At 39.6% G+C, this 24,788-nt stretch carries 21 protein-coding genes; 8 read left to right on the top strand and 13 right to left on the bottom strand.

The genetic code is table 11. From position 1 onward, the window contains the following. Nucleotides 1–160: 160 nt before the first annotated feature. Together AO498_RS01980 and AO498_RS01975 are read right to left on the bottom strand one after the other, a co-directional pair. Nucleotides 161–1,888: a chloride channel protein gene (locus AO498_RS01980; RefSeq protein WP_236778627.1), complete on the bottom strand. Its 1,728-nt coding sequence runs from the start codon at nt 1,886–1,888 to the stop codon at nt 161–163. Between the two features lie 92 nt (nt 1,889–1,980). After that, entirely contained in the window at nt 1,981–2,922 is a 942-nt protein-coding gene (locus AO498_RS01975; protein ID WP_067543039.1) for a M28 family peptidase, read from the bottom strand. 69 nt (nt 2,923–2,991) lie between these two features. Here AO498_RS01975 and AO498_RS01970 point away from each other — a divergent pair, with 69 nt between their 5' ends. Next, entirely contained in the window at nt 2,992–3,987 is a 996-nt protein-coding gene (locus AO498_RS01970) for an NTPase (RefSeq protein ID WP_067543036.1), read from the top strand. Nucleotides 3,988–4,168: 181 nt separating this feature from the next. On the opposite strand, the gene yjjX is transcribed toward AO498_RS01970, so the two are convergent. Then, nucleotides 4,169–4,735 (bottom strand): inosine/xanthosine triphosphatase, encoded by a 567-nt coding sequence (gene yjjX / locus AO498_RS01965; RefSeq protein WP_067543033.1) that lies wholly within the window; start codon nt 4,733–4,735, stop codon nt 4,169–4,171. A 20-nt stretch (nt 4,736–4,755) separates the two neighbouring features. Beyond that, nucleotides 4,756–5,463 (bottom strand): YebC/PmpR family DNA-binding transcriptional regulator, encoded by a 708-nt coding sequence (locus AO498_RS01960; RefSeq protein ID WP_067543030.1) that lies wholly within the window; start codon nt 5,461–5,463, stop codon nt 4,756–4,758. A 148-nt stretch (nt 5,464–5,611) separates the two neighbouring features. Here AO498_RS01960 and AO498_RS01955 point away from each other — a divergent pair, with 148 nt between their 5' ends. Next, entirely contained in the window at nt 5,612–6,934 is a 1,323-nt protein-coding gene (locus AO498_RS01955; protein WP_067543027.1) for an NAD(P)/FAD-dependent oxidoreductase, read from the top strand. 95 nt (nt 6,935–7,029) lie between these two features. Further along, nucleotides 7,030–7,434, top strand: coding sequence for a DUF4890 domain-containing protein (locus AO498_RS01950; protein WP_067543024.1), 405 nt, complete (start codon nt 7,030–7,032; stop codon nt 7,432–7,434). Nucleotides 7,435–7,533: 99 nt separating this feature from the next. On the opposite strand, the gene AO498_RS01945 is transcribed toward AO498_RS01950, so the two are convergent. The 5 genes from AO498_RS01945 to mutY form a co-directional block, all read right to left on the bottom strand. Continuing rightward, the gene (locus tag AO498_RS01945) at nt 7,534–9,006 is read right to left on the bottom strand and encodes a glutamate synthase subunit beta (RefSeq protein ID WP_067543022.1); all 1,473 of its coding nucleotides are present in this window, start codon (nt 9,004–9,006) and stop codon (nt 7,534–7,536) included. A gap of 1 nt (nt 9,007) precedes the next feature. Beyond that, nucleotides 9,008–13,501 (bottom strand): glutamate synthase large subunit, encoded by a 4,494-nt coding sequence (gene gltB / locus AO498_RS01940; RefSeq protein WP_067543019.1) that lies wholly within the window; start codon nt 13,499–13,501, stop codon nt 9,008–9,010. A 392-nt stretch (nt 13,502–13,893) separates the two neighbouring features. Then, entirely contained in the window at nt 13,894–15,243 is a 1,350-nt protein-coding gene (gldE, locus tag AO498_RS01935) for a gliding motility-associated protein GldE (RefSeq protein ID WP_067543016.1), read from the bottom strand. A gap of 72 nt (nt 15,244–15,315) precedes the next feature. Further along, complete coding sequence (locus tag AO498_RS01930) at nt 15,316–15,786, bottom strand: single-stranded DNA-binding protein (RefSeq protein WP_067543013.1); 471 nt, start codon at nt 15,784–15,786, stop codon at nt 15,316–15,318. Nucleotides 15,787–15,828: 42 nt separating this feature from the next. Continuing rightward, nucleotides 15,829–16,872 carry an A/G-specific adenine glycosylase gene (gene mutY, locus AO498_RS01925; RefSeq protein ID WP_067543010.1) on the bottom strand — a complete coding sequence of 348 codons (1,044 nt, stop codon included), beginning with the start codon at nt 16,870–16,872 and terminating at the stop codon, nt 15,829–15,831. A 144-nt stretch (nt 16,873–17,016) separates the two neighbouring features. Here mutY and AO498_RS01920 point away from each other — a divergent pair, with 144 nt between their 5' ends. From AO498_RS01920 to AO498_RS01910, 3 genes are all read left to right on the top strand, one after another. Then, nucleotides 17,017–17,325, top strand: coding sequence for an HU family DNA-binding protein (locus tag AO498_RS01920; RefSeq protein ID WP_067543007.1), 309 nt, complete (start codon nt 17,017–17,019; stop codon nt 17,323–17,325). An 18-nt stretch (nt 17,326–17,343) separates the two neighbouring features. After that, nucleotides 17,344–18,171: a tetratricopeptide repeat protein gene (locus AO498_RS01915; RefSeq protein ID WP_067543004.1), complete on the top strand. Its 828-nt coding sequence runs from the start codon at nt 17,344–17,346 to the stop codon at nt 18,169–18,171. Nucleotides 18,172–18,355: 184 nt separating this feature from the next. After that, on the top strand, nt 18,356–19,927 hold the full coding sequence (locus AO498_RS01910; protein WP_067542995.1) for an Rne/Rng family ribonuclease: 1,572 nt from the start codon (nt 18,356–18,358) through the stop codon (nt 19,925–19,927). Between the two features lie 285 nt (nt 19,928–20,212). On the opposite strand, the gene AO498_RS01905 is transcribed toward AO498_RS01910, so the two are convergent. Both AO498_RS01905 and AO498_RS01900 read right to left on the bottom strand, forming a co-directional pair. Next, nucleotides 20,213–20,671: a hypothetical protein gene (locus AO498_RS01905; protein WP_067542992.1), complete on the bottom strand. Its 459-nt coding sequence runs from the start codon at nt 20,669–20,671 to the stop codon at nt 20,213–20,215. 32 nt (nt 20,672–20,703) lie between these two features. Beyond that, nucleotides 20,704–21,045 (bottom strand): DUF3127 domain-containing protein, encoded by a 342-nt coding sequence (locus tag AO498_RS01900; RefSeq protein WP_067542989.1) that lies wholly within the window; start codon nt 21,043–21,045, stop codon nt 20,704–20,706. Nucleotides 21,046–21,383: 338 nt separating this feature from the next. On the opposite strand from AO498_RS01900, the gene AO498_RS01895 reads away from it, so the two are divergent. Both AO498_RS01895 and AO498_RS01890 read left to right on the top strand, forming a co-directional pair. Next, on the top strand, nt 21,384–21,986 hold the full coding sequence (locus AO498_RS01895; protein ID WP_067542987.1) for an RNA polymerase sigma factor: 603 nt from the start codon (nt 21,384–21,386) through the stop codon (nt 21,984–21,986). Further along, nucleotides 21,961–22,194: a hypothetical protein gene (locus tag AO498_RS01890; protein ID WP_067542983.1), complete on the top strand. Its 234-nt coding sequence runs from the start codon at nt 21,961–21,963 to the stop codon at nt 22,192–22,194. Before AO498_RS01895 ends, AO498_RS01890 begins: the two co-directional genes overlap by 26 nt. A gap of 34 nt (nt 22,195–22,228) precedes the next feature. Here the strand turns inward: AO498_RS01890 and AO498_RS01885 are convergent, their stop codons facing one another. Then, the gene (locus AO498_RS01885; RefSeq protein ID WP_067542980.1) at nt 22,229–23,092 is read right to left on the bottom strand and encodes an alpha/beta hydrolase; all 864 of its coding nucleotides are present in this window, start codon (nt 23,090–23,092) and stop codon (nt 22,229–22,231) included. A gap of 66 nt (nt 23,093–23,158) precedes the next feature. Beyond that, on the bottom strand, nt 23,159–24,583 hold the full coding sequence (locus AO498_RS01880; protein WP_067542977.1) for an aldehyde dehydrogenase family protein: 1,425 nt from the start codon (nt 24,581–24,583) through the stop codon (nt 23,159–23,161). Nucleotides 24,584–24,788: the final 205 nt, after the last annotated feature.

Genomic DNA, 24,788 nt, shown 5'->3' with positions numbered 1-24,788 from the left:
TCCCTTTTGATATATATATAATTCACTGAAAATAAGGAATTTAATGCCTCCTACTTGAGTCATCTTTTGTGGATAATTCCTTCTAACTGCTGAAAATCAGGTTTATTTTTTTCTTAGAAAGTGGATAAAATCAGATTCCAAATTTTCTTCTAAAATTGGCTTATTGGAGCTTTTGTCGAAGCAGTCTATTTCTATAAGTATTGAAAATTCTCGATTTAGAAACGAAGCCTAAATACCTCCCATTTTGAATTACAGGTAGATTCCAAGCACCCGATTTTTCAAATTTTTCCATCGCAGATTGCATATTTTCGGTATCCAATAAGATTTCTGGAGGACTGTGCATCAGCTGCTTGACCATGATTGAATCTTGCTTTTCAGCATCAAACATAATATCTCTGATATCATCAAGGGTAATAATCCCTCTGAGGATTCCCTCTTGATCCACCACTGGGAAAATATTTCGCTTGGAGATTTTAACCAAGTTGATTAGATCCTTCAGTTTTGACTCTGGATCGATGGGAAGCAGGTCTTTTTCGATGACATTTTCTATAGAAATCGCATCCAAAAGTTCTTGGTCTTTGGATTCGGGAAGTTGTTTCCCTTGTGCCTTCAATTGAAGCTTATACAAGCTATCTTTTTGAAAATAAGTTGCCGTCGATGAAGAAATCGCCGAGACAAACATTAAAGGAATAAACAATTCATAGCCTCCCGTAATCTCTGCGATCAAGAATATCGCAGATAAGGGAGAATGCTGAACACCAGCCATTACTCCGCACATGGCCACCAAAGTAAAATGAGCCATGGGTAAATGATAGGGGAGGTCAAATAAATTGTAAAAATAAGCAAAGGCAAAACCTACGAGTCCACCAACGTATAAAGATGGAGCGAATATTCCACCGCTCCCGCCTGCACCAATTGTGACTGCCGAGGCAATCGGTTTTAGTAAAATGACGATTACCAAGAATCCAAAAATCAAATAAGGGTTTTCGAGTTGGGAGAAAAAAGGACTTTTATCTAGGATTTGACCTGAATTTCCTTCGATCAATAGGTTAAGTGTGTCATAGCCTTCTCCATAAATCGGAGGGAAAAAGAACACCATAAACCCTAAAAATGCTCCACCATACAAGAGCCGCATCCACTGATCTCCCATATCCTCCATCACCTGTTCTGTGGACTGGACCATTTTACTAAAATACAGGGAGACCATTCCACAGATTATACCTAAAAGCAAATAATGAGGCATGTGGATCGCCTGGAAAGATTCTTCAATTTGAAAATTGAATAAGGACTCTTTACCAATAAGCAATAAGGAAGTAATTGAGCCCATCACAGAGGCAATCAGCAAGGGAATGAAACTAGCCGTGCTGATTTCCATTAAAATGACCTCTATTGCAAAAATTACTGCACCAATCGGAGCGCCAAATATCGCTGAGATAGCTCCTGCCGCTCCGCATCCTATCAATAGACTTCTTTTTTTTGAGTTCAGATGCATGAGAACTCCTGTGTTGGATCCGATAGCAGATCCAGTGACGACCATTGGGGCTTCCAATCCAACTGATCCTCCAAAGCCGACTGTAAATGCCGAAGTGATCACCCGACTGTACATTTTTACTCTGGGGATTAGGCTAGACTTTTTGGAAATATTGAAAAGTATATCTGGAATTCCGTGACCTCCCACATCCTTGAGGATAAATTTCCCAATCAGATAAGCGATGGATATTCCAATCAAAGGATAAATGATATAGAGGAAATTGGCGTATTCCTTATAAAAATCCTCTGTCAAAAAATGCTGGATACCATGTACAGTTTGCTTGAGGATCACTGCTGCCAATCCAGAACCTATTCCTACTAATCCACTCAGGATTAGGATAAAGGTCTGGTTGCTCATATGGCGGAGTCTCCAGATCAGAAAACGCGTTATGATATCGTTTTTGGCCAAGTCAGACTAGAGTTAATGGAAATCGGTTCAATTTCTACTGGTTATTTAATTTCAATTTTTTTATCAATAGCCAAAATACAATCAAGAATTAGGTTTGTAGCATGGGTAAAAAAATCTGCTTGAATCCCTGAAATATCATCAGAAGGTTTGTGATAATCTTCGTGATCTTCAACTCCAAAATAAAGGTGAGGCACTTGTTTGGCGAAGAATGCGCCATGATCCGATGATTTAGTCCAGTCGTCTGCGCCGGTTCCGGGGATATCATGACCGAATCTCAAATTGATGCTGTGATTTTGGGCTGTTGTTCCTAAAATGTCTTTGAACTGCGGATAATAGTGTGTTCCTGACACATAAAGTTCATTTTGATCGTTTCTTCCGATCATATCCATGTTGATGTTGAGCAGAATTTGATCCAATTCATAGGGAAAATCATTTACCAAAGCCTTTGCTCCCTGCAGACCCATTTCTTCTGCATCTAAGGCAGCAATCATAATGGCGTGTTTAGGCCTGTTTTTCGAGAAATAAGATGCGATTTCCAAAAGAGCTGCAGTGCCAGATGCATTATCATCTGCACCGTTATAAATCGAATCACCCGAAGCATTTGCTCTTCCTACGCCCACATGATCATAGTGGGCTGTAATCACGATAATTTTCTTGCTTTCGCTCCCCGGTATATAGGCGATTAGATTTGCTGCATCATCGTATCTCTTTTTGGTTCGGGAGTTTTCAAATGAAAAATAGTGTGTGTAATCCGGGTAAATGGATTCGGCATGTTCTAGCTTGTTGAGAAAATTTTGAATGTACTGCCGGGCTTTTAAGTTTCCAGCCTCGAGTGTTTTCCTTCCTTCAAGCTCATCAGACGCTAAGAACTCGAGGTGAGCCAGTAAGTTTTCAGAAGAAATTTTTTGACCTATCGAAGGAGTCGTGTTGCAAAACCAAAGAATTATGAAAAACCTAAAGACTAAAATGGGCCGAATTGACATCTCGTATTCTGTATTGCGTTATGTATATTCGTAAAAATAGTAAGCTTAACTGCTTGATTCCGCGAAATCATGAAATTTATCTCCCTTGTTTTTCTTTTTTCTATTCTTTCTTTCAATCTAAAAGCACAGGGTAATTTGCCAGAAAGTTATTTAGAGGGGAAGTCAGTTGTTTTGATCTCTTCTGATCCATCCGCCAGACCCGCTATGGAGTGGAGATCATTAGCAGATAGCATTCATCCCTACTTAGTAGAATCTGGAGGAGATCCAGTTGGTTATTTTGAGCTGGAGCAGATTTCTCTTTCGGAGGCTACCTTGGCGGAATTTGCTACTGCTCTTGCGCAGCGGAAGGTGAAAAATGTAGTATTTGTGACGCGGCAAAAAAATGCTTGTCAAGTTCATATTGGTCCATTTAGTGGGGATGCCAAAGTGGTATCTACAACTTCCATTTTTGGAATTAAGGCTTCGGATTGGAAATCTGCCGGATTACAACTTGAAGGAATAGGAAAGCAAAAGCAAAGTAAAAATTTGTTGGTGATTGATGTTGCTGAATTTCCCCTTCTAAACTCAACTTCTAACTCTGGTGGGGCTGTAGGATCTTTAGACTTTTTGCCCAGAAACCCATTAAACTTGGATGTTTTTAAGCTTGGGATTCCTTTGGAGGGTACATCTGCGGAAACTGGGATGGTAAGTTTTTTTCGTTATGATCTTCTTGGTAAAACCCAAGAGGCAATATTAGCTGAACAGGCAACGCAAAAATCCCAGATTCAGGAAATAATCAGTCAAGTTTACCCCCATCAAGTGGAATGGTTGACCGAATCGAGACCCGCTCAAGAATTGATCCGTGAGAGAGTTCAGTTTTTATTGGTGAAGGTCGAGGGACGTCAAGCAGATTTAATGAAAAGTATGGGATTTGATCCTCTTGGTGGAGAAGAGGGAAGTCAGACGGTCGTTAAATATTATATCAAACTTTTGGTTCGTGATGAACTTTATATCGGTCCCGTTTGGGATGCTCATCCAGATTGGAGAGTCGCGTTACGTCAATTTTTGGAGAACTTGAAAAAATAAAACCTCCCAGAAGGGAGGTTATAAGGAAGGGTACTTTATATAGGGTGATGAAACAACTTAGGGTGTCTTTAAGAAACTTTGAGTTGAATATTCTTTACGTGTTAAAACACGAAAAAATATACCTAAACTCCAAAACTTTTCTTAAAAAATTTCAAAATTACCTGATATAATCTAATTTTTATTAGAAGAGATCGGGGTTCAAAAATGGGATTAGGGCTAGAATTATGGCTTGTCGATAGTATTCGTCACGGTTCACTACACCCTGAGTAAGGAGTCCTACAGATCCACCTTGTTGTTTGGAGTTTTCTTGTTCAAAGATCAAGTCATCCGCTTTTCCAAGCTCCATTCCCTGGCTTACCAGTTCTGAGACCTTTTTGGGGAGATAGAAGGTGCCTGTTTTGGCTTGGGTAGTTTTGCCATTTTGACCAAGAATAAACATCCAAGCAAAAGCAAACATCCCTTTTTCGTCCTCATCAATTCCTCCCTCTATTCCCACCCAGTAGTTAGCTTCTGGAAATACATCTCTAGACTGATATGCTCTGTTTTTGGCACCCAATAAAGTCTCCCGCTCTCCAATGGGTTGGTCTGGGACTCCAGATGAAACGTTGATTCCTTCTACTAAAATTGGTCGATTAAAGGCCCTTGTGAACGCATCTTCAGTACAGGCTACTTTAACAGGATTTTTGCTCCCCACGAGTACAAGCAATTTGTCCGAGGGCTTTAAATTCTCTCTTCTTCTAAAACTCATAAAAAAGGCCTGGTTTGCACCTAGGCCATATTAGTGAATACTTGGTTTACATCATCATCTTCTTCGAGACGATCAATAAGTTTTTGGATTACTTCTTCTTGTTCTTCAGTGATTTCGGTAAGGGTAGTTGGGAAACGCTGAAAATCACCTGAGATAACCTCAATTCCACGATCTTCAAGGGCTTTTTGCATCGTACCAAAATCTTCAAATTCGGTGTATACGAAGATTTCCCCTTCATTTTCCGCGATTTCGGTTAATCCGAAGTCGATCAACTCAAGCTCCAGTTCTTCGATATCGTAATTTCCTTTTGCAAATCTAAAAACCGCCTTTCGTTCAAACATAAAACTTACTGAGCCTGAAGTGCCCAATGAACCACCGGCCTTAGAAAAATAAGACCTAACATTTGCAACGGTTCTATTGGTATTGTCTGTGGAGGTCTCTACAATTACCGCAATTCCAAATGGGCCATAGCCCTCGTATACTACTTCTTCGTAATCTTTTTCATCCTTGTTAGATGCTCGTTTGATCGCTGCCTCTATCCTGTCTTTTGGCATTTGGGCACCTTTCGCATTTTGGATTACCGTGCGGAGTTTCGCATTACTTGTAGGGTCAGGACCTCCAGATTTTACGGCCATCACAATCTCTTTACCCAATCGGGTGAAGACTTTGGACATTTTGTCCCATCGCTTAAATTTTCGCTCTTTCCGGAATTCAAATGCTCTTCCCATAGATTTACTTTTTGAAGTGGGCAAAAATACAATTCTTTTGATAAGGGGGAAAACCATTGCAAACACAATTCGCGACTTATTTTCCTGATTTTTCCAGACTTACTCCGGTGGAAATCGTCTTATAACTTGCAAACTGACTTTTCTTTTTATGAATATTTCTCCCATTCCAAATCTTCCTGAATTACATCTTCCCAAAATCGTAATTGTTGGGGCAGGTTTTGCAGGATTAAAATTGGCCCGTGAGTTGAAAAACACCGAATACCAGGTTATCCTTCTCGATAAGAATAACTTTCATGAATTCCAGCCCCTCTTTTATCAGGTAGCTACTGCAGGTCTCGAACCTTCAGCGATCTCATTTCCATTGAGGAAGATTTTTCACAATACCCGAAATGTCACTTTTAGAATGGCTGAGGTACAAGGAGTAGATCAGGAAAAGAAGCGTATTTATACGGATGTTGGATTTTTGGATTTTGATTATTTGGTGCTAGCCATGGGTGCGGAAACCAATTTCTTTGGTGCTCAACAAATCGAATATTTTGCTTCTCCAATGAAGACAGTTTCCGAGGCTCTTTATATCCGAAATAAGATTATTTCAAATTACGAACGGGCTGTTAATCTGAAAAATGAGTCAGATCGAAAAGCCTTGATGAATGTGGTTATTGTAGGAGGAGGTCCTACAGGCGTTGAATTGGCAGGTGCAATGGCGGAACTACGGAATACTGTTTTCCCCAAAGACTATCCTGAATTGAGTTTTAAAAATATGAAGGTGACCTTGGTTGAGGCAAGCCCAAAGCTGCTTTCTACGATGTCCCAAGAAGCCCAAGACCATGCACTCAGTTATTTAAATGAACTAGGAGTGGAAGTCTTTGTCTCCACGAGGGTATTGAATTTTGATGGTAAAACTGTCATTCTTGAAGGAAAAGAGCCAATTTATACTGAGACCTTGCTTTGGGCGGCTGGCATTAAACCTAATCGGATCGATGGTTTTCAGGATCAGCAGTTTGCAGGAAATGGTCGAATGAAAGTAGATCCTTTCAATCAATTACTTCATTCGGATGGAATATTTGTGCTTGGAGATCAAAGTGTAGTGAGCACAGATTCTCTGCCCAAAGGACACCCACAAGTCGCACAAGTTGCAATTCAGCAAGCAAAAAACTTAGCCGCTAATTTTCGGAGAATTTCTCGAGGCCAAGAAATGATGGCTTTTGAATACAAGGATCTCGGATCAATGGCAACGGTAGGACGTAAAAAGGCAGTTGTGGATTTGCCTTTTGTTAAATTCCAAGGAATTCTTGCTTGGCTGACATGGCTCTTCGTCCATTTAATGGCCATCCTGGGCGTCAAGAACAAGCTTTTTATCTTTTTTGATTGGTCTTGGAATTACCTAAGCTTTGATCCCAGCCTCAGGTTATTGATCAAGCCAAGGTATGTGAGAGCTACCGAACGTAAAGATCTGATTGAAGAAAAATAAGCCTTTTAAGTTCCTTTAACAGTTTTCTATTTATTCATCTTTAAACCAAAAATCCCTTTTCATATCTAATTACCGAAACCTAAACAAACAGACGTATGAAAAGATGGATTTTAAGTATTGCCATAGTGGGCATGACTACCCTAGGTGTATTGGCTCAACAAAGGCCAAAAGAAGTTCCTTCTCCAGAGGAAAGGGCTCAACAAATGACTAATAGAATGGCTGAAAGATTAAATCTTTCTGAGGATCAAAAAAAAGAGGTATATGCCATTCACCTTGAAAATGCTCAAAAAAGGCAAAAAGAAATGGAAGCACAACGAGCAGAACGTGAAGCTAGACTAGCAGAAATGAAAGCTCAAGAAGAGAAAATAAAAAGTATTTTGACTGAAGAGCAGCGAAAAGAGTGGGAAGAGATCAAAATGGATGCTAGAGACCGGAGAAGACCGGGAGGAGAAGTCCATGATCGTCCTGAAAGGCCAATGGCTAGAAGACCAAGAAACTAATTGAACCAAAATGTAGAAAGCCACCCATAAGGTGGCTTTCTTTATCGCAGGTGGGTCAACTAAACAGGGTACTATTGGAATGCCGGAAAAAACCGGCGTTTAACCCGCGATTTGCTCCTCTACCTGATAGAAGGACGCATCCTTCTGAGGTAGACTTGACGATCCCATCAGGAATTCGTCTACTTTGACAGCTGCTTCTCTACCTTCAGATATTGCCCAGACCACCAAGGATTGGCCTCTGCGCATATCACCGGCAAGGAAGACTTTCGGGTTTGTACTCTGGTAATTTTTTGACTTAGGAAGGCTATTTTCCATCGTATCCACACCAAATGCCTGTAATAATCCATTTTGAGCTGGCCCTAAATAACCAATTGCAATGAAGGCCAAGTCACATGAAAGGACTCGTTCTGTTCCAGGAACTTCCTCAAAGGTCATTCTTCCGCCTTTTTCTTTCCATTCAATTTCGGCGATTTTCAATCCTGTAACTTCTCCTTTTTCGTTTCCAACAAATTCTTTGGTAAGAACAGAGAATACACGTTCTGCACCTTCTTCATGGGAACTAGAAGTTCTCAATGTCATTGGCCACTCTGGCCATGGATTAAGAACAGTACGCTGCTTAGGTGGCTTTGGAAGTAGTTCGAGTTGAGTGATGGAGGCTGCTCCATGTCGATTTGAGGTACCGATACAGTCACTTCCTGTATCTCCACCTCCAATGACCAGGACATGTTTACCTCCGGCATGGATCGGGTTTCCATCAAGTTCACCTCCAATTACTTGATTTTGTCTTCCAAGAAATTCCATTGCGAAATGAACGCCTTTAAGTTTATCTCCTGGAATATTCAAAGAACGAGGTTGCTGAGCACCAGTAGAAAGAACAATTGCATCAAAATCTTTCAAAATTTGAGCAGAATCAATGGTTTTTCCGATTTCCGTTTGAGTTGCAAAATGCACACCTTCTTGCTCCATAAGCTCAACTCGACGGTCGATTACCCATTTTTCAAGTTTGAAATCTGGAATCCCATAGCGAAGGAGTCCTCCAACTTTGGCATCCTTTTCAAATAAGGTAACCTCATGACCAGCCTGATTAAGTTGATCTGCTGCGGCAAGTCCAGCTGGACCTGATCCGATTACCGCCACTTTCTTACCAGTCCGAGTTTTCGGAGGGTTAGCTTTGATTAAGCCTAGTTCATAGGCTTTTTCTGCGATGTTCTTTTCGATCAATTCAATAGCTACAGGATCTTTATTGATCCCCAAAACACAACTTGCTTCACAGGGTGCGGGGCAAATCCTTCCTGTGAACTCTGGAAAGTTGTTGGTACTTCTTAAGATTTTGATGGCTTGTTCCCATTCTTTTTGGTAAACCGCATCATTGAATTCAGGAATAACATTTCCTAATGGACAACCATTATGGCAAAATGGAACTCCACAATCCATGCATCTTGCCGCCTGATGATTGAGTTTTTCATCAGAAAAAGGCTCATATATTTCTCTGTAATCTCCGATTCGATCTTTCGGGTCTCGGCTTACAGGTGTTTCTCTTGTAAATTTTATGAATCCGTCTTTCGCTCCCATCTTACACCAGTGTTTTAGCTTGATCTTTTGCTCTTTTTTCCAATACAGCTTTGTAATCTCTTGGAATTACTTTGATGAATAGTTCCTTGGATTTTTCCCATTCATCCAAGAACCGCTGGCCAAGTCCACTGTTTGTGAGCTTGACATGTCGCTTGAGGTAGGATTTGATGGTTTGATAATCTTCTTCTTGGAGAAGATCAAGGTCAACCATCTCTGTATTGATTTCTGTGATGTAATCTTTAAGAATGTAGGCGATTCCACCACTCATTCCTGCTGCGAAATTTCGTCCGATTTCACCAAGATTAATCACTAATCCTCCAGTCATGTATTCACATCCGTGATCGCCAATTCCTTCGATAACCGTTTTTACACCTGAGTTTCTAACACAGAATCTTTCGCCACCTTTACCATTGATATAGGCCTCGCCAGATGTGGCACCATAAAATGCCACGTTGCCGATGATGATATTTTCTTCAGGAACAAACCTGGCATTTCGGCTAGGATAAATGATCAGCTTACCTCCGGAAAGTCCTTTTCCAAAGTAGTCATTTGCTTCTCCTTCAAGTTCGAAATTCACCCCTTTGGCTAAGAATCCTCCAAAAGTTTGTCCTGCTGAACCTGTGAATTTGAAATGTACGGTATCTTCTGGAAGACCTACTCCTCCATAGATTTTGGAGATTTCGTTGGAAAGCATAGCTCCTACAGATCGATCGATATTCTTGATCGGGAAGATTCCTTCCACCTGAATGGCTTGTTCAAGAGCTGGAGTTGCAGCCTTGATGAGCTGGCGGTCTAATACATGCTCAAGCTCAAATTCTTGATCTATTTGCTTATGGATTCCCACATGATCAGGTACTTCCACTTTGTGGAAAATTGGAGAAAGATCAATTTTATCCCACTTCCAGTGATTCAAATGTCCGGTTGATTGAAGGACATGGCTCTGTCCTACCATTTCATCTATAGATCTAAATCCAAGGGAAGCCATGATTTCTCGAAGATCTTGTACCAAGAACTTGAAATAGTTAACGACATGTTCTGGATCTCCCGTGAATAGTTTTCTTAGGTCTGGATCTTGAGTAGCGATTCCCACAGGGCAAGTGTTAAGGTGACACTTTCTCATCATGATACACCCTTCCACAACTAACGCTCCGGTAGCAATGCCCCATTCTTCTGCCCCTAGCAGGGTAGCGATTGCTAAATCTCTACCAGTACGAAGCTGCCCGTCAGTTTGAAGAACTACTCGGCTGCGAAGATTATTTTTTACAAGCGTTTGATGGGCTTCTGAAAGTCCAAGCTCCCAAGGAAGCCCTGCATGTCTGATCGAACTTAGTGGGGAGGCTCCTGTTCCTCCGTCTGCCCCAGAGATCAGAATTACATCCGCCATTGCTTTCGCAACACCGGCTGCTACTGTTCCAACTCCGGCTTGAGAAACCAACTTTACGTTGATTCTAGCTTTTCTATTGGCATTTTTAAGATCGAAAATCAATTGAGCCAGATCCTCGATAGAATAAATATCATGGTGTGGAGGCGGGGAGATTAGACCTACCCCTGGGGTAGAGTGTCTTACCCGTCCAATCCATTCATCGACTTTATGCCCTGGCAATTGCCCTCCTTCACCTGGTTTTGCACCTTGGGCCATTTTGATTTGCAGTTCGTCTGCATTGGCAAGGTAATGTGAAGTGACACCGAATCGTCCAGAAGCTACTTGCTTAATAGCAGACCGCTCCCAATCACCATTTGCCTTTCTTTCAAATCGAATTTCGTCTTCTCCTCCTTCTCCTGAATTACTTTTTGCACCTATACGGTTCATGGCTATCGCCAAAGTTGTATGGGCTTCATGGGAGATGGAACCAAATGACATTGCTCCTGTAGAAAATCTTTTTAAGATGTTTTCTGCTGGCTCAACTTCATCAATTGGGACACTGATTCGCTTTTTGAATTCAAAAAGGCCACGTAAAGTCAATGCATCTTTAGTTTGCTCATTGATTTTGGAAGCAAACTTTTTGTAAAGCTCATAATCGCCGAGACGGGTTGACTTTTGCAGAAGATGGATCGTTTCCGGGTTAAACATGTGTTTTTCCCCTCTTCGTTTCCATTGATATACGCCACCTGTTTCCAAAATTGAAGAGGAGGTGTCGTAAGCTGCATGGTGTCTGCTGAGCACCTCCTTAGCCAATTCATCAAAAGAAACTCCACTAATTCTGGAAATGGTGCCTTTAAAGCATCGGTCAACGACTTCAGGTCCTAAGCCAATTGCTTCGAAAATCTGGGCGCCTTGATACGATTGTAAGGTTGAAATTCCCATTTTGGAAAGGACCTTGAGAAGCCCTTTGCCAATAGCATCTTGGTAGTTGGAGAAAAGTGTTTTTTGATCTTTCACTTTAGGTAAAAGACCCTTTTCAAACATTTCCAACAAGGATTCCAGAGCTAGGTATGGGTTTATAGCAGAAACTCCATAACCAATAGCAGTCGCAAAATGATGAACTTCGCGGATATCAGCAGATTCTAGTACTAATCCCGCTCTAGTTCGTATTTTCTTTTTAACCAAATGCTGGTGTACCGCACCAATGGCAATTAGCGACGGAATTGGTGCTGAAGAAGAATTACTGTTTCGATCAGAAATAATCAATACATTTTTTCCTTCCTGAAGAATGGCGTCTTCAGCTTCTTGACAAAGTTTGTCCAAGGCCTCAAGAAGTCTTCCAGGTTGGTTGTCAGCCACAAAATGAGCGTACAGTCTTTTTGATCTATAGCCCAAATGCTCCATTCGGGTGATTTTTTCCAAATCCTCATTCAAAAGAACTGGCTGAGAAATGTGGATTTGTTTGGTATGTTGAGGGCTTTCCTCTAAGATATTATGTCCTTCTCCAATTCGAGTGAATAGTGACATCACCAATCGCTCCCGGATAGGATCAATTGGAGGATTACTTACTTGAGCAAATAGTTGCTTGAAGTAATTGGAGATATGCTGGCTTTGTTTAGAAAGTACAGCCAATGGCGTATCGGCTCCCATGGAACCCACCGCTTCATATCCTGACTCGCCCATAGGGGCAAGGATCACTTTCAACTCCTCAGAAGTATATCCAAAAACTGTTTGGCTTTTCTTAATCTCAGAAGTCGTGTAAGGATGAGAGAGCTCCTCAGGATCTGGCACAAAGCGAAGTTTGGTTCTTTGCTCGTTAACCCACTTTTCATAAGGTTGTCTATTGCAGATTTCCCCTTTTACTTCTTCATCGAATACTACTCTTCCCTTTTCGAGATCTGCCCAAAGCATTCTTCCAGGGCTAATTCTTCCTTTTTCGGTAATTGTAGCTTCCCGGATTGGTAATGCACCAGCCTCAGAAGAGAGAATTAATCGATTGTCTCGAGTGATGAAATATCTCAAAGGGCGAAGACCATTTCGGTCAAGCGTAGCTCCTACTGATTTTCCATCAGTAAATAGCAATGCAGCAGGGCCATCCCAAGGCTCAACAAGAGACGCATGGAACTTATAGAAGGCCTTTCTTTCCCGATCCATTACTTGGTTATCTTGCCAAGCCTCGGGAACGAGCATCATCATCGCATGTGGAAGTGATCTGCCACTTAAGGTCAGTAGCTCCACCATTGCATCCAAATTAGCCGAATCGGAATTTAGCTTATTGGTGATAGGTAGAAGTTTAGAAAGCTCTTCGTCTGTGAAAAACTTTGATTTCATCAGGGCCTCTTTGGATTTCATCTTGTTGAGGTTACCTCTGATGGTATTGATTTCCCCATTGTGAGAAAGGAACCGGAATGGCTGAGCTAATCTCCAGTTAGGGAAGGTATTGGTTGAAAATCGAGAATGGACGATCGCAAAGGCAGATTCAATTCTCGGATTTTGCAAGTCCTTATAAAAAGCTAAAACCTGATCTGTACGGAGCTGTCCTTTATATATAAGTGTAAGTGAGCTTAAACTTGCAAAATAAAAGGAGTGGTTTACCCCGGCTACTTCAGAGTTAATCTTTTTTGTTGCGTAGTTTCTAAGCACATACAATTTTCGTTCTAGGTCGATTCCTGTTAGGTTTTCCTTATGAGAAACGAAAAGCTGCTCAATAATTGGCATTACCTCCAAGGCTCCTGAGCCTGGAACAGTTACATCCACAGGAACCTCACGGTATCCGATCAATTGAAAGCCCAACTCGTCGATGAGTTCGTTGAGCATTTCTTTAGACCTTGCGTATAACTGCTTGTTTTTTGGAAAGAAGGTCATCCCTACCCCATAATAGCCGGCTTCGGGAAGTGTTATTTCTGTTCTAGCGGTGACATCTTTTAGAAACTGGTGCGGAACCTGAATCAGTACCCCAGCCCCGTCTCCGGTTTTTGGATCTGAACCTCTGCCCCCTCGGTGCTCCATGTTGCTAAGCATGTATAAGGCATCGCTAATCGTTTCATGAGTGGGTGTATTGCTCAAATCCACGACCGCACCTATACCGCAGGAGTCATGCTCAAACTCCGATCGATATAAACCCTGTTGCATTCTATTTTTCGATTTAATAGGTTGAAAATTTCCAAAAATTACAGAAAAATTTTCTTTCTTTAAAATTAACGCAATGAACTGGCGGTTTTTATGTCGTATTGTTGAAAAAATAGATCAATCTTAAAAAAAATATAATTGAAAATTTGCTTAAATATTTTACCTTATTTCAAGAAATATTGATCAAAAATCAAATATCAGCTCACAAAATTAGCTCATTGGAGGTTTTTTCTGTCCAAAATTTAGATTTCTGGTTTTTTTAAGATTTTTTCAAAAAAATAACATTTTTTTATTTGAGTAAAAATGGAGTTAATGATTTTGTAAAAATGAAATTTCTTTATTTTCAAAATAATATTTTGAAAAATATAAAATATAAGAAATAATATAAAATTTACTTAGTCTGTAAAAGAGCTTAGACCATCTTTTTCAATGGATTTGATGTGAACTTTGATCTTTTTGATTTTACGAGCGTCTACAGCGAGGACGGTGAACTCAAAATTTTCAAAAATAATTTTAGTTCCGTTTTTAGGGAATTTGGAATTTAGCTCTAGAAGAAGGCCCCCCAAAGATTCACTTTCTCCTTTTACCTCCTCAAAAACCTGTGGGTCTAATTCCAATTTTTTACAGAAGTCATTTAGGGAAACTTTGCCTTCAAACACAAACGTATCTTGGTCGATTTCTTGAAAAAAGAAGTTGTCCGTGTCGTCAAATTCATCATTGATCTCGCCTATAATCTCTTCGATTAGGTCCTCAAGAGTCACTAGGCCTGAAGTTCCTCCATATTCATCTACTACAATAGCCATATGAACTCTCATTCGCTGGAAATCTTTAAGCAGGGTATCCACTTTTTTGTTCTCGGGTACAAAGAAGCTTTTTCGAATGAGTTTTTTCCAGTCAAAACTTTCGTCTTGGTCAATGTGAGGAAGTAAATCCTTGATATATAAAATCCCTAGAATGTTATCGATGGTCTCTTCATAAACCGGTATTCTGGAATATCCACTTTTATTGATTTTATCCATTAACTCATGAAAGTCAATTTCAGCATCTATTGCAGTTATATCAAGTCTACTTTTCATAACCTGGCGAACGGTCAGGGTGCCAAAGTTTACGATCCCCTTGAGAATCTCTCTTTCTTCATCAGGGGTATCTTCTGTGGTCAATTCGAGTGCTTGATTTAATTCATCTACTGATAAGCTGATTCCTTTTGATTGAATTCTCCTTTCGATAAATGTCCCAAACGACATTAGGATTAGTGAAAAGGGTTTTAGGATGACTGAAAAAAAGCCCACGATAGGAGCCATGGTCATGGCAAATGATACTTTGGCTTGATTTGCATACACTTTAGGTACTATTTCACCGAAAAAAACGATGGCAAAGGTAATCCCAACCGTCTGGATAAGGATGATAACAATTCCTGTGGTATCTGTACCAAAAATGGACCAAGTAACAAAAGTGGTTAGAGTAACAATCCCAATATTGATGAGATTATTCATAATCAAAATGGTGCTTAGGAGGCGTTTTGGCGCAGAAAGAAGTTCGGAAATTAAGTTTCCGATTTTGGGATTATCTTCTTGAATGGAAGAAATTTCTTCATTGGATAGGGAAAAAAATGCTACCTCTGATCCCGAGGCTAACGCCGAAGCAATCAGCAACAAAGCCAAAACAAGGCCATTGACAAAAAAATAAGCGAAGGTTGGCTCTGTAATTTGAGCGAGTAGAAGGTAACTCGGGTAGGGGTCGTCCATGGGTATCAACTTACTTTTAACAAAATTAGCTAAAAATCCCCTGAAAAGATGTTCAGAGGATTTTTGGACTTATCAAAATGGCAAATCATCATCTGAGTCATCCATTTGAATGTCAGGTCCCGAGGTAGAAGGAGCTGGCGACGCTGCTGCTTTATAATTGGTGGAGGGCTGACTCATCCCTGCATTTTCTTGGGGATTTGATCCCATTTCACTTTTACCGCCAAGCATTGTAAAACTTATTACTCGGATTTTGGTCCTCTTTCTATTTTGACCTTGATCATCCTGCCAGGTATCTGATTTGATTTTTCCTTCGACATAGATCTGCGAACCTTTTTTAAGGTATTGTTCAGCAATTTTCGCTTGTGGCCCCCAAAGTTCAAGATCATGCCATTCGGTTTGATCTACTCGGTTTCCATTTCTGTCTTTATAGGATTCAGTCGTGGCCAGTCTGAGGTTTGCAACCACATTATCGCCTTCAAGATATTTTACTTCTGGATCAGCTCCCAAATTGCCCAGAAGGATTACTTTATTAACACCTGCCATAATTTGAATTTATATTATAAAAGTTAGAAGAAATGAAATTACTCAAAACCCCTGATCGGTCAAAAAATTTACGATCAATTTAGGTTTTGCCAAATACTCAATATGATTTTCTTCAACCAAGGAATAACCTTGGGTTTCGCACCATTCTTCCAGTTTTTGAGCTTCTTGTTCAGGAATTTCTACTTCCGAAAAAGTGGCAGTTAATTTCTGGTGAGATAAGATGTGCTTATAGTTTTTGGGATATTGCTGAGCGGGATGTTGGGAAGAGAATGGATTGTGATCAATTTCAGGAAAATCAAAAAGGCCTGTCCAAATATCTCCTGATGACCGCTGTTTCCAAACCCACCTATTTCCACACCTTATTATAAGGTAATTCAAGGCTCGATCTTTAATTTTTGTCTTATTAATCTTAACTGGAAGATCGGAGATCATATTTTTAGAAAAGGCGAAGCAGGAGCTTTTCAAAGGACAATTTGGACAATCAGGATTTTTGGGAACGCACATTCTGGAGCCAAAGTCCATAATCGCTTGGTTATATTCTCCGGGATTATCTCTAGAAATAAGCTGGTTTGCTAATGCCTCAAATTCGGTTTTGCCCTTACCGCTTGCGATATCAGTAGAAATTCCAAAATAACGAGCAAGAACACGAAAGACATTCCCGTCTACCACGGCTCTTACCTCCCCAAAAGCAAAGCTTGAAATTGCTGCCGCGGTATAACTACCGACTCCCTTTAATTTGATTAGTTCATCGTAGGTTGATGGAAATTTCCCCTTAAGTTCAAACCAGATGTATTTTGCACAGAAGTGGAGATTTCTTGCTCTGCTGTAATAGCCCAGCCCTTGCCAGAGTCTCAGGACCTCAGATTCAGGAGCCTCTGCAAGGTCTTGGACCGAAGGATAATTTTCAGAAAAGGCATAATAATAGGGCATGCCTTGAGCTACGCGTGTTTGTTGAAGGATAATTTCCGAAAGCCAAATTTTGTAAGGATCATGGGTATTTCTCCAAGGAAGATCTCTAGGATTCTGTCTATACCAAGAAATAATTTGATTGGAAAATGCTTGATTTTCAGATAGTTTTTGACTCATTAGGTTGATTATTTCCAGTTACAAACCAAGGTAATTTTTTTCAATTTGTTTTTTAATTGCATTGGTTCTCGTACATTTGCAGTCCCAAAAACACTTGGTTAATAGGTTGTTAAGCTTATTTCATAATTCTAAATTAAAATCACTGTGACAAAAGCAGAAGTAATCACCAAGATTTCCGACAAAACCGGAATCCAAAAGGATGATGTGACACAAGCCATCGAGGCATTCTTCAAGGTAGTAAAAGACTCCATGGCTGAGGGAGAAAATATCTACGTGAGAGGTTTTGGTAGCTTCATCAATAAGAAGCGAGCAAAGAAAATTGCCCGTAACATTTCAAAGAACACCGCGATTGTAATCGATGAGCATTACATTCCTGCATTCAAGCCGTCCAAAGTGTTCATTGAGAAAATTAAGAATAGTAAAAAAATCAAACAATTGGCTCCTCAGGACTAATTCTGAGTTGACGTTGACATGAAAGGTTCACAACTCGTTCTTATTGGCTTGGGCCTCGCAGCAATAGTTGGTCTCTATGCACTACCAAAAGTGGTGGTTGACAATGACCCTCAAAACGCTGCAATTGAGGATACTCAGTCAGAAGATGCAAATGCTGATGCATCGATGCTTCATAAGAACGAGTTGTCCTCCGATCAAAAATCAATTGCAGAGCAGCTAAAAGCAAAACTTTCAGACCAGAATTCTACAGACGCTGAAAAGACAGGTTTTGCAAAGGAGCTCTCTGAAATTTATAAATCAGAAGGAATATTTGACAGCGCTGCTTTCTATTTAAAAGAGGCATTATTGATCAATCCCACAGATTTATCGCTCATTGAGCAAACTGGAAATGCGTATTATGAAGCGTATACATTTGCTCTTGACAAAGAAAAAGTAGAAGACTTGGCAAATAAAACCCGAGAGTATTTGGGTAAAATCCTGGAAGGTGATGCTTCTCGGTTGGATTTAAAGACTAAAATTGCCATGACTTATGTATCCTCTTCGAATCCAATGCAAGGGATTACCATGCTTAGGGAAGTATTGGATCAAGATCCAACAAATGAAGATGGATTATTTAACATGGGAGTATTGTCTCTTCAATCTGGCCAATATGACAGAGCCTCCGAAAGGTTTGAGGAATTGGTAAAGTACCATCCAGAAAACTTACAAGGACAGTTTTATTTGGGAGTGAGCTATTTTGAATCGAAAGAAAAAAACAAAGCAAAAGCTCAATTTGAGTTGGTTCGGAGTATGACTCAAGATCCTATGATTTTGGAAAGTATTCGTACTTATCTCGAGAAATTATAAATCATCTTTAACACTTTAAATTCAAAAGACTATGCCTTGCGGTAAAAAAAGAAAAAGACATAAGATCGCTACGCACAAGCGTAAAAAGAGACTAAGAAAAAACAGACATAAGAAGAAGTAATCACTTCTTCTTTTCCCGTTTTTAGTAAGAACAACGTTCATTTACATCTTATAAGACGAGAATTTGAGTACAGAATTGTTAATCGATTCTTCTCAAAATGGAAGTCGAATAGCCCTTCTAAACGAAAAACAACTGGTCGAGCTCCATTCCGAAGGAATGGAGAACCAGTTTAAAGTCGGAGATATATATTTAGGTACGGTTAGGAAAATCGTCAATGGCCTCAATGCAGCGTTCATTGATGTAGGATATGAGAAAGACGCATTCCTTCACTATCAAGACCTCGGACCAAATATTAACTCATTGCTGAAGTTCACCAAACTGGTGAGAAACAATAACTACAGCAATCATAATTTGAAGGGATTTGAAATAGAACCTGAAATCGACAAAATAGGTAAGATTGCCAATGTACTAAATAAAACCAACCAGGTTTTGGTACAAGTGGTTAAGGAGCCTATCTCGACCAAAGGTCCTAGACTTTCCTGCGAGCTTTCCTTACCCGGTCGCTACCTTGTATTGGTACCATTCTCTGATTCAGTGAATGTTTCCAAAAAAATCAGGAGTAGTGACGAGCGAAAAAGGCTTCTCAGACTAATTAATTCCATTAAGCCAGCAAATTTTGGAGTCATTATCCGAACTGTGGCGGAAGGTCAATCAGTAACCGAATTGGATAAAGACCTTCGAAATCTTCTCACTACCTGGGAAGAGGGAATGAAGAAATTGCTGAAAGCAAAAAGCCGGGATAAAATAATAGGAGAGATGAGTATGGCTTCCTCTCTAATCAGAGACCTACTCAATGAATCATTCGATGCAATTACCGTAGAAGAAGAGTCTACCTACGATCAAATCCGATCCTACATCAGGTCAATAGCTCCTGAAAAAGAAAAAATTGTCAAGCTTTACAACGGTAAAGCCAAGCTATTTGAAAGTTTTGGAATCGAAAAGCAAATCAAAAGCTTGTTTGGACAGACAGTTAGCCTTCCACAAGGTGGCTATGTTATTATTGAGCACACTGAAGCTCTTCATGTTATCGATGTAAATAGTGGTAACAAGTCCAATCAAGAAAGTGACCAAGAATCAACAGCATTAAAAACCAATCTGGTCGCTGCTAAAGAAATTGCCAGACAACTCCGCCTCCGAGACATGGGGGGTATCATTGTGGTCGACTTCATAGACATGAAAAAAGCCGAAAATAAAAAGGCTATTTATGAAGCGATGCAGCAGGAGATGAAGTCTGACCGGTCTAAGCATACTGTTTTGCCGCTGAGTAAATTTGGACTCATGCAAATCACCCGGCAAAGAGTAAGGCCTGAGGTCAATATTGTGACTAAAGAGACTTGCCCTGCTTGCAATGGAACTGGAAAAATTCAAGCTTCAATCCTTGTCGCGGATAAACTTGAGCAGGACTTGGAGCACATGGCTAGAATCCAAAATGTTGAAAAAATAAACATTGGGCTGCATCCCTACCTGCACGCATATTTCACTCAGGGAATTATTAGTCGAAGAGTGAAATGGTTTTTAAAGTATTTCAAATGGATACGGTTGATCAAAGATTCTTCTCTGCCGGTAACGGAATACAGATTTCTAGATGAATCTGGCGAAGAGATCGAACTACAACAAAAAAGCGAGGCTGAGTAAGCCCCGCTTTTTTTATGGAGTGATTTTTGAAAAGTCATCATTAATTGAAAGTGAAAAGGACTTCCCGTCGTCGATTTTGAAATAGAAAGAGCCATTTCTCAGATTTTTTGTAAGTGGATCCTTTCCAGATTAAGGGCTTCAGCGATCAAATCATTAAGTTGTAAAAATTGGATTTCATTTGACTTTCAGAAAGAGCTGCAACTAAAAATGAAAAATAGAGATAGATTAAGTCATTCATCTGAATAAATAATTTTTAAACGTCGAAAAACCGACTAAGGCAAAAAATTAATCTACAAATAAGCCCCATCCATCATCATATCGATCACTTGGATCGAAGCTTTTTACCCATTCAATAAATAGGACCTTAAACTCGCCGATCAACTCTCGAAGTAGATTTAGGTGCTCTTCAGCGTGGGTTTCCTCCATGGCCAATTGGTAAGTCATGGAGTGGAGGTGTCTGGCATGAACCTTCATAATGGTTGCATTTTCCATTTTCAGGACATAGTCACTTATCCCTTCAGCATTTGCAAATTTGGAGCAGATAAGTGTGGCATCTTGCATCATCATCCCACCATAAAGCTCTCTTCGGGCTTCATCCAGACTGCCCACAATGGCATGAGTAAGTGCAACCAACTCGTGGCCTTTTTTCATTAGTGGATGAGAATAAATCCGATCTCTCATGGATTTTGGATCAAATTCATTCTCATCCTCCCAATCTGGATCTTGGTTAAAATCGTCCCACATCGAAAAATTCAGAGGAAAAAGTGTGAATAAATTTAGAAAGGAAGCTTGTCTTCCTCACTCTCGGAATAAAATGTATCTACTTCAGGAGTCTGAGGCATTCCTGCGCCCCCACTTCGATCCGCTTTGTAGGCTTTGACTTCGGTATACCAGCGACCGTTATATTCCCTACTTTCCACGTCGATTCCAAGAGTCACTTGTTCTCCTATTTGAAGGGCAAATTGGTCTATTTTATCCCCCCATACAGCTACACATACCTTTTTTGGGTATTGTCCGGTAGTTTCAAGAATATATTCTTTTTTTCTCCAAGAATTTCCGCTTTTTGAGTTCCCACTCACTTCCTGAAGTTGATTGATGATTTTTCCGGTAATGTCCATAATTAATAATATTGTCAGATCACGAAGGTAAGAAATGGCGATTATTTTCCCTTGTCTGAATCGCCAAGAAAAAGGATCATCCGATTAGTGCTGCAATTTTCACAAGCTTTAACTTTTATCGGAATTTTATTTAATTGGAATCTTTATTGCCAATGGATTTTGGTTATTCGAATGATTTGCCAAATTTCCTCTTGAATTTCAATGAGCTATTGACAAGCTTAATTAAAAGCAGTTAGTTAGAATTCTCAAAATTCAGTCACCTGATCAAAATTATTTTCTTTTTACGCTAACAAGATACTATGGCCTAGACTTCTACGTTGATTTTAAACCAACTTAAGATGAGTAAGTACATAGGTCCTTTGGACAGCGAATTGATCGCACAATATCGGAACGGCAGTGAAGTTGCTTTCGACCTTTTGGTAGACAGGTATAAAACTAAAGTTTATACTACCATATTTCTGATAGTTAAGGATCAGGAAATTGCAGAAGACTTGCTTCAGGATGTATTTGTCAAGGTAATTCAAACTTTGAACTCTGATAAATACCAAGAAGAAGGGAAATTTCAGCCTTGGTTAATGAGAATTGCTCATAATCTAGCGATTGATCATTTCCGGAAAGCAAAAAGGTATCCTACTATTATTTTAGAGGATGGGAGTAACGTTTTCAATTCTTTAAAGTTTGCTGATCATTCGATTGAGGATTTGAAGGTAAAAGAAGAAACTATCTCTATGGTTAAAAAAATGATTGAGGACTTACCAGAGGCACAAAAAGAAGTCCTTATCATGAGACATTACATGGATATGAGTTTTCAGGAAATTGCTGATAAAACTGGAGTAAGTATTAATACAGCCTTAGGGAGAATGCGTTATGCATTAATTCATTTGAGAAAGAAAATGCAACAATTAAATATAGCCTATGATAAAACAATTTACCCCAAATGACCTGGTAAGGTATATTTACCAGGAAATGGCGGAGGTAGAACAAGAACTCTTGATGCAAGCCTTGCATAGCGATGACGAACTAATGCAAGAATATGTAGCCCTGCTGAGCACGATAGAGCAAATGGATCAGATCCAAGTTCAACCCTCCGAGAGAGTAGTAAAAGCAATCAAACAAAAAGCTAAATCTACGGGACTTCAAAAAGTCTAATCTTTATCGGTGACCCTGCTATTGCAGGGTTTTTTTATTGATTTAAGAATTTTTTTATTTGTTCGAATGCCATTTTATAAGTCTCAGGACTAAATCCGTGTCCTTGATTTGGAACTCTAAATAATTCATGACGCACCTCACTTTCCGCTAAAAGATTTGCAAGCAACTCGCTTTGAATTATTGGTACTACAGTATCCAATTCTCCATGAAAAAGGATAGTGGGTGGACTTGTTCTGGTGACAAAATTACTAGGGCTAGAAGAAATGTAAAGGTTGGGGTTCTGGTCTGGGGTACCCCCCAGAATTGCGGAAAGTCCCTGCGCGGTAAAAACCGAAAACCCAAAAAGAGTATTTAAGTCTGTGGGTGGGAAAAAGGCAATCACTGCCTCGAATTTATTCAAAGGTGCTTTGTAGGCTTGAAGTAAGGCTAAATGTGCGCCTGCGCTCGCTCCACTTAGAATTAGATTATTGGATACGTTCCATTCTGTAAGGCTGTTCTCAATGAAATTAATTGCAGAAGCGATGTCATTTTCTTGAGTTGGAAATTGATTTGATCCAGAAATGAAATCATAAAGTCGATAATTGATCGAGACAAACGCAAAGTTTGAGAGAGAATTTTCTGCTAAGGATTTTACTTGAAGGAATTCACTTTTATCTCCATCTATCCAAGCTCCACCATGTATATATATAAGGAGTGGCGTAGACTCAGTACTTCGACCAGCTGGAAGGTAGACATCCATGACTTGCCTAGGGTCATCTCCATAGTTTAGATTGATTAACTCCTTTTTTGAGTTAAGTACTTGTTCTTCAGTACCTACACAACCCAATAAAAGTACAATTGAAAGAATTCCAATTTTGGATGCCAAAAAGGCCAATGAAGTAATTTTCGATTTTTTCATACTCTAAACTTTAAAATGAAGAATTAAAAATTCAATCGATTTGAAAAAATGGAATGTTTCTTTTTTCTAGAACCATTTGATTAATGAGGCAATAATTTGCTTGGTTTTTAGGGTGTAAGGAGGACGAAGCAATGTTACATTATTAAATCCAATCCGTTGTTTGAGAATTCCTTTGGGATTACTAAACTCCAAAAATCCTGAATAGCCATGCGCCTTTCCTATCCCACTATTGTTTACTCCTCCAAATGGAAGTTCGCTATGTAGGAAATGTAAAACGCAATCATTGATGACCACATTTCCAGAACTCGTTTCTTGAATGACTTGCTCTTGATGCGTCCTGTTTGAGCCAAAGAAATACAAAGCCAATGGTTTAGGTTTGGAGTTCACCAAGTTAATTGCCTCATGCAATCCTTTATAAGGAAGTATAGGGAGGATTGGACCAAATATTTCTTCATGGAATATCTCCATATCCATACTGATATTAGAAATTAACGTGGGCTCCAGGTAGTTATCAACAGAGGAGAATTTTCCTCCAAATTCAATTTTGGCCCCTTTTACTTCTGAATCTTTTAGAAGTTGAATCAGCCTGTTGAAGTGTTTTTCATTGATGATGCGCGCATAATCCGAACTTGCTTCGATTCCTTTAAATGTTGGGTCATAATACTTTTGAATCTGATTGATGCATTGTTGAGTAAATTCTTGCTGAAGCTCTGTAGGAACCAAAATATAGTCTGGTGCGATACAGGTTTGTCCGCAATTCATAAACTTTCCCCAAATGATTTTTTCTGCCGCATCTTTGAGATCTGCTGAGTTGTCAATTATCACCGGAGATTTGCCTCCAAGTTCAAGGGTGATAGAACTTAGGTGTTTGGAAGCTGCTTTCATCACAATCTTACCCACAGTCGGGCTACCAGTGAAGAAAATATGGTCAAATGGTAACTCCAACAAAGAAGAGGCAATATCTACATCGCCTAAAAAGACAGCAATTTCTCTAGGTTCAAAAAGCTCCGAAATCATTTTACTAATAATATTAGCGGTAGCTGGAGCAAATTCTGAAGGCTTAATTATAGCGGTGCATCCTGCAGCAATTGCAGAAACTAATGGCCCGATAGTTAAATTAAAGGGAAAATTCCAAGGTGAAAGAATCAAACTTGTTCCTTTGGGTTCAAATTTGATTTTACCACTTGTCCCTGCCATGGGAAGTGGTGTATTTACCTTTTTTGGACGCATCCATGCTTTCAGGTTTTTTAAAGCATGGTTTATTTCAGCGGTAATCGGATAGATTTCACTTAGATCAACCTCTACTTCAGGTTTTTTAAAGTCATTCCACAAGGCTTTTTGGATTTCTTTTTGATTTTTTTTAATCCATGACCGCAACTTTAAAAGTTTCGCCGACCGCTCATGTGGAGAGGACTTTCTCAAGAAAACTGAAGTTTCCTTTTGAATAATGAAAACCTCGCTAAAGTCTGATTCAACGCTCTGATCTAACATGTTTTTTTGGGTTTCAATTTTTGAAATCTATCCAATTCTGTTGAAAATCCCCAACTACACCTTGGTTCAAACATGATGTAATTAAAACTAGAAAAACTAATACCTAACCAATAATAAATACCCTGACTTTGAAAAATGGATTTTTAGACATAAAAAAATGGGGATTCTTTGATCTGAAGGCCTTTTTTGTTTAATGAATAGGCTT

The organism is Algoriphagus sanaruensis (assembly GCF_001593605.1).
GTDB classification, from domain to species: Bacteria; Bacteroidota; Bacteroidia; order Cytophagales; family Cyclobacteriaceae; genus Algoriphagus; species Algoriphagus sanaruensis.
Note: the sequence above shows the minus strand (reverse complement) of the source record. Positions and strands in the feature narration are given on the sequence as shown.

Coding starts and splice junctions, on each gene's coding strand:
- AO498_RS01980 (WP_236778627.1), bottom strand. CDS start 1,888: ATGAGCAACCAGACCTTTATCCTAATCCTGAGTGGATTAGTAGGAATA.
- AO498_RS01975 (WP_067543039.1), bottom strand. CDS start 2,922: ATGTCAATTCGGCCCATTTTAGTCTTTAGGTTTTTCATAATTCTTTGG.
- AO498_RS01970 (WP_067543036.1), top strand. CDS start 2,992: ATGAAATTTATCTCCCTTGTTTTTCTTTTTTCTATTCTTTCTTTCAAT.
- yjjX (WP_067543033.1), bottom strand. CDS start 4,735: ATGAGTTTTAGAAGAAGAGAGAATTTAAAGCCCTCGGACAAATTGCTT.
- AO498_RS01960 (WP_067543030.1), bottom strand. CDS start 5,463: ATGGGAAGAGCATTTGAATTCCGGAAAGAGCGAAAATTTAAGCGATGG.
- AO498_RS01955 (WP_067543027.1), top strand. CDS start 5,612: ATGAATATTTCTCCCATTCCAAATCTTCCTGAATTACATCTTCCCAAA.
- AO498_RS01950 (WP_067543024.1), top strand. CDS start 7,030: ATGAAAAGATGGATTTTAAGTATTGCCATAGTGGGCATGACTACCCTA.
- AO498_RS01945 (WP_067543022.1), bottom strand. CDS start 9,006: ATGGGAGCGAAAGACGGATTCATAAAATTTACAAGAGAAACACCTGTA.
- gltB (WP_067543019.1), bottom strand. CDS start 13,501: ATGCAACAGGGTTTATATCGATCGGAGTTTGAGCATGACTCCTGCGGT.
- gldE (WP_067543016.1), bottom strand. CDS start 15,243: ATGGACGACCCCTACCCGAGTTACCTTCTACTCGCTCAAATTACAGAG.
- AO498_RS01930 (WP_067543013.1), bottom strand. CDS start 15,786: ATGGCAGGTGTTAATAAAGTAATCCTTCTGGGCAATTTGGGAGCTGAT.
- mutY (WP_067543010.1), bottom strand. CDS start 16,872: ATGAGTCAAAAACTATCTGAAAATCAAGCATTTTCCAATCAAATTATT.
- AO498_RS01915 (WP_067543004.1), top strand. CDS start 17,344: ATGAAAGGTTCACAACTCGTTCTTATTGGCTTGGGCCTCGCAGCAATA.
- AO498_RS01905 (WP_067542992.1), bottom strand. CDS start 20,671: ATGTGGGACGATTTTAACCAAGATCCAGATTGGGAGGATGAGAATGAA.
- AO498_RS01900 (WP_067542989.1), bottom strand. CDS start 21,045: ATGGACATTACCGGAAAAATCATCAATCAACTTCAGGAAGTGAGTGGG.
- AO498_RS01895 (WP_067542987.1), top strand. CDS start 21,384: ATGAGTAAGTACATAGGTCCTTTGGACAGCGAATTGATCGCACAATAT.
- AO498_RS01890 (WP_067542983.1), top strand. CDS start 21,961: ATGATAAAACAATTTACCCCAAATGACCTGGTAAGGTATATTTACCAG.
- AO498_RS01885 (WP_067542980.1), bottom strand. CDS start 23,092: ATGAAAAAATCGAAAATTACTTCATTGGCCTTTTTGGCATCCAAAATT.
- AO498_RS01880 (WP_067542977.1), bottom strand. CDS start 24,583: ATGTTAGATCAGAGCGTTGAATCAGACTTTAGCGAGGTTTTCATTATT.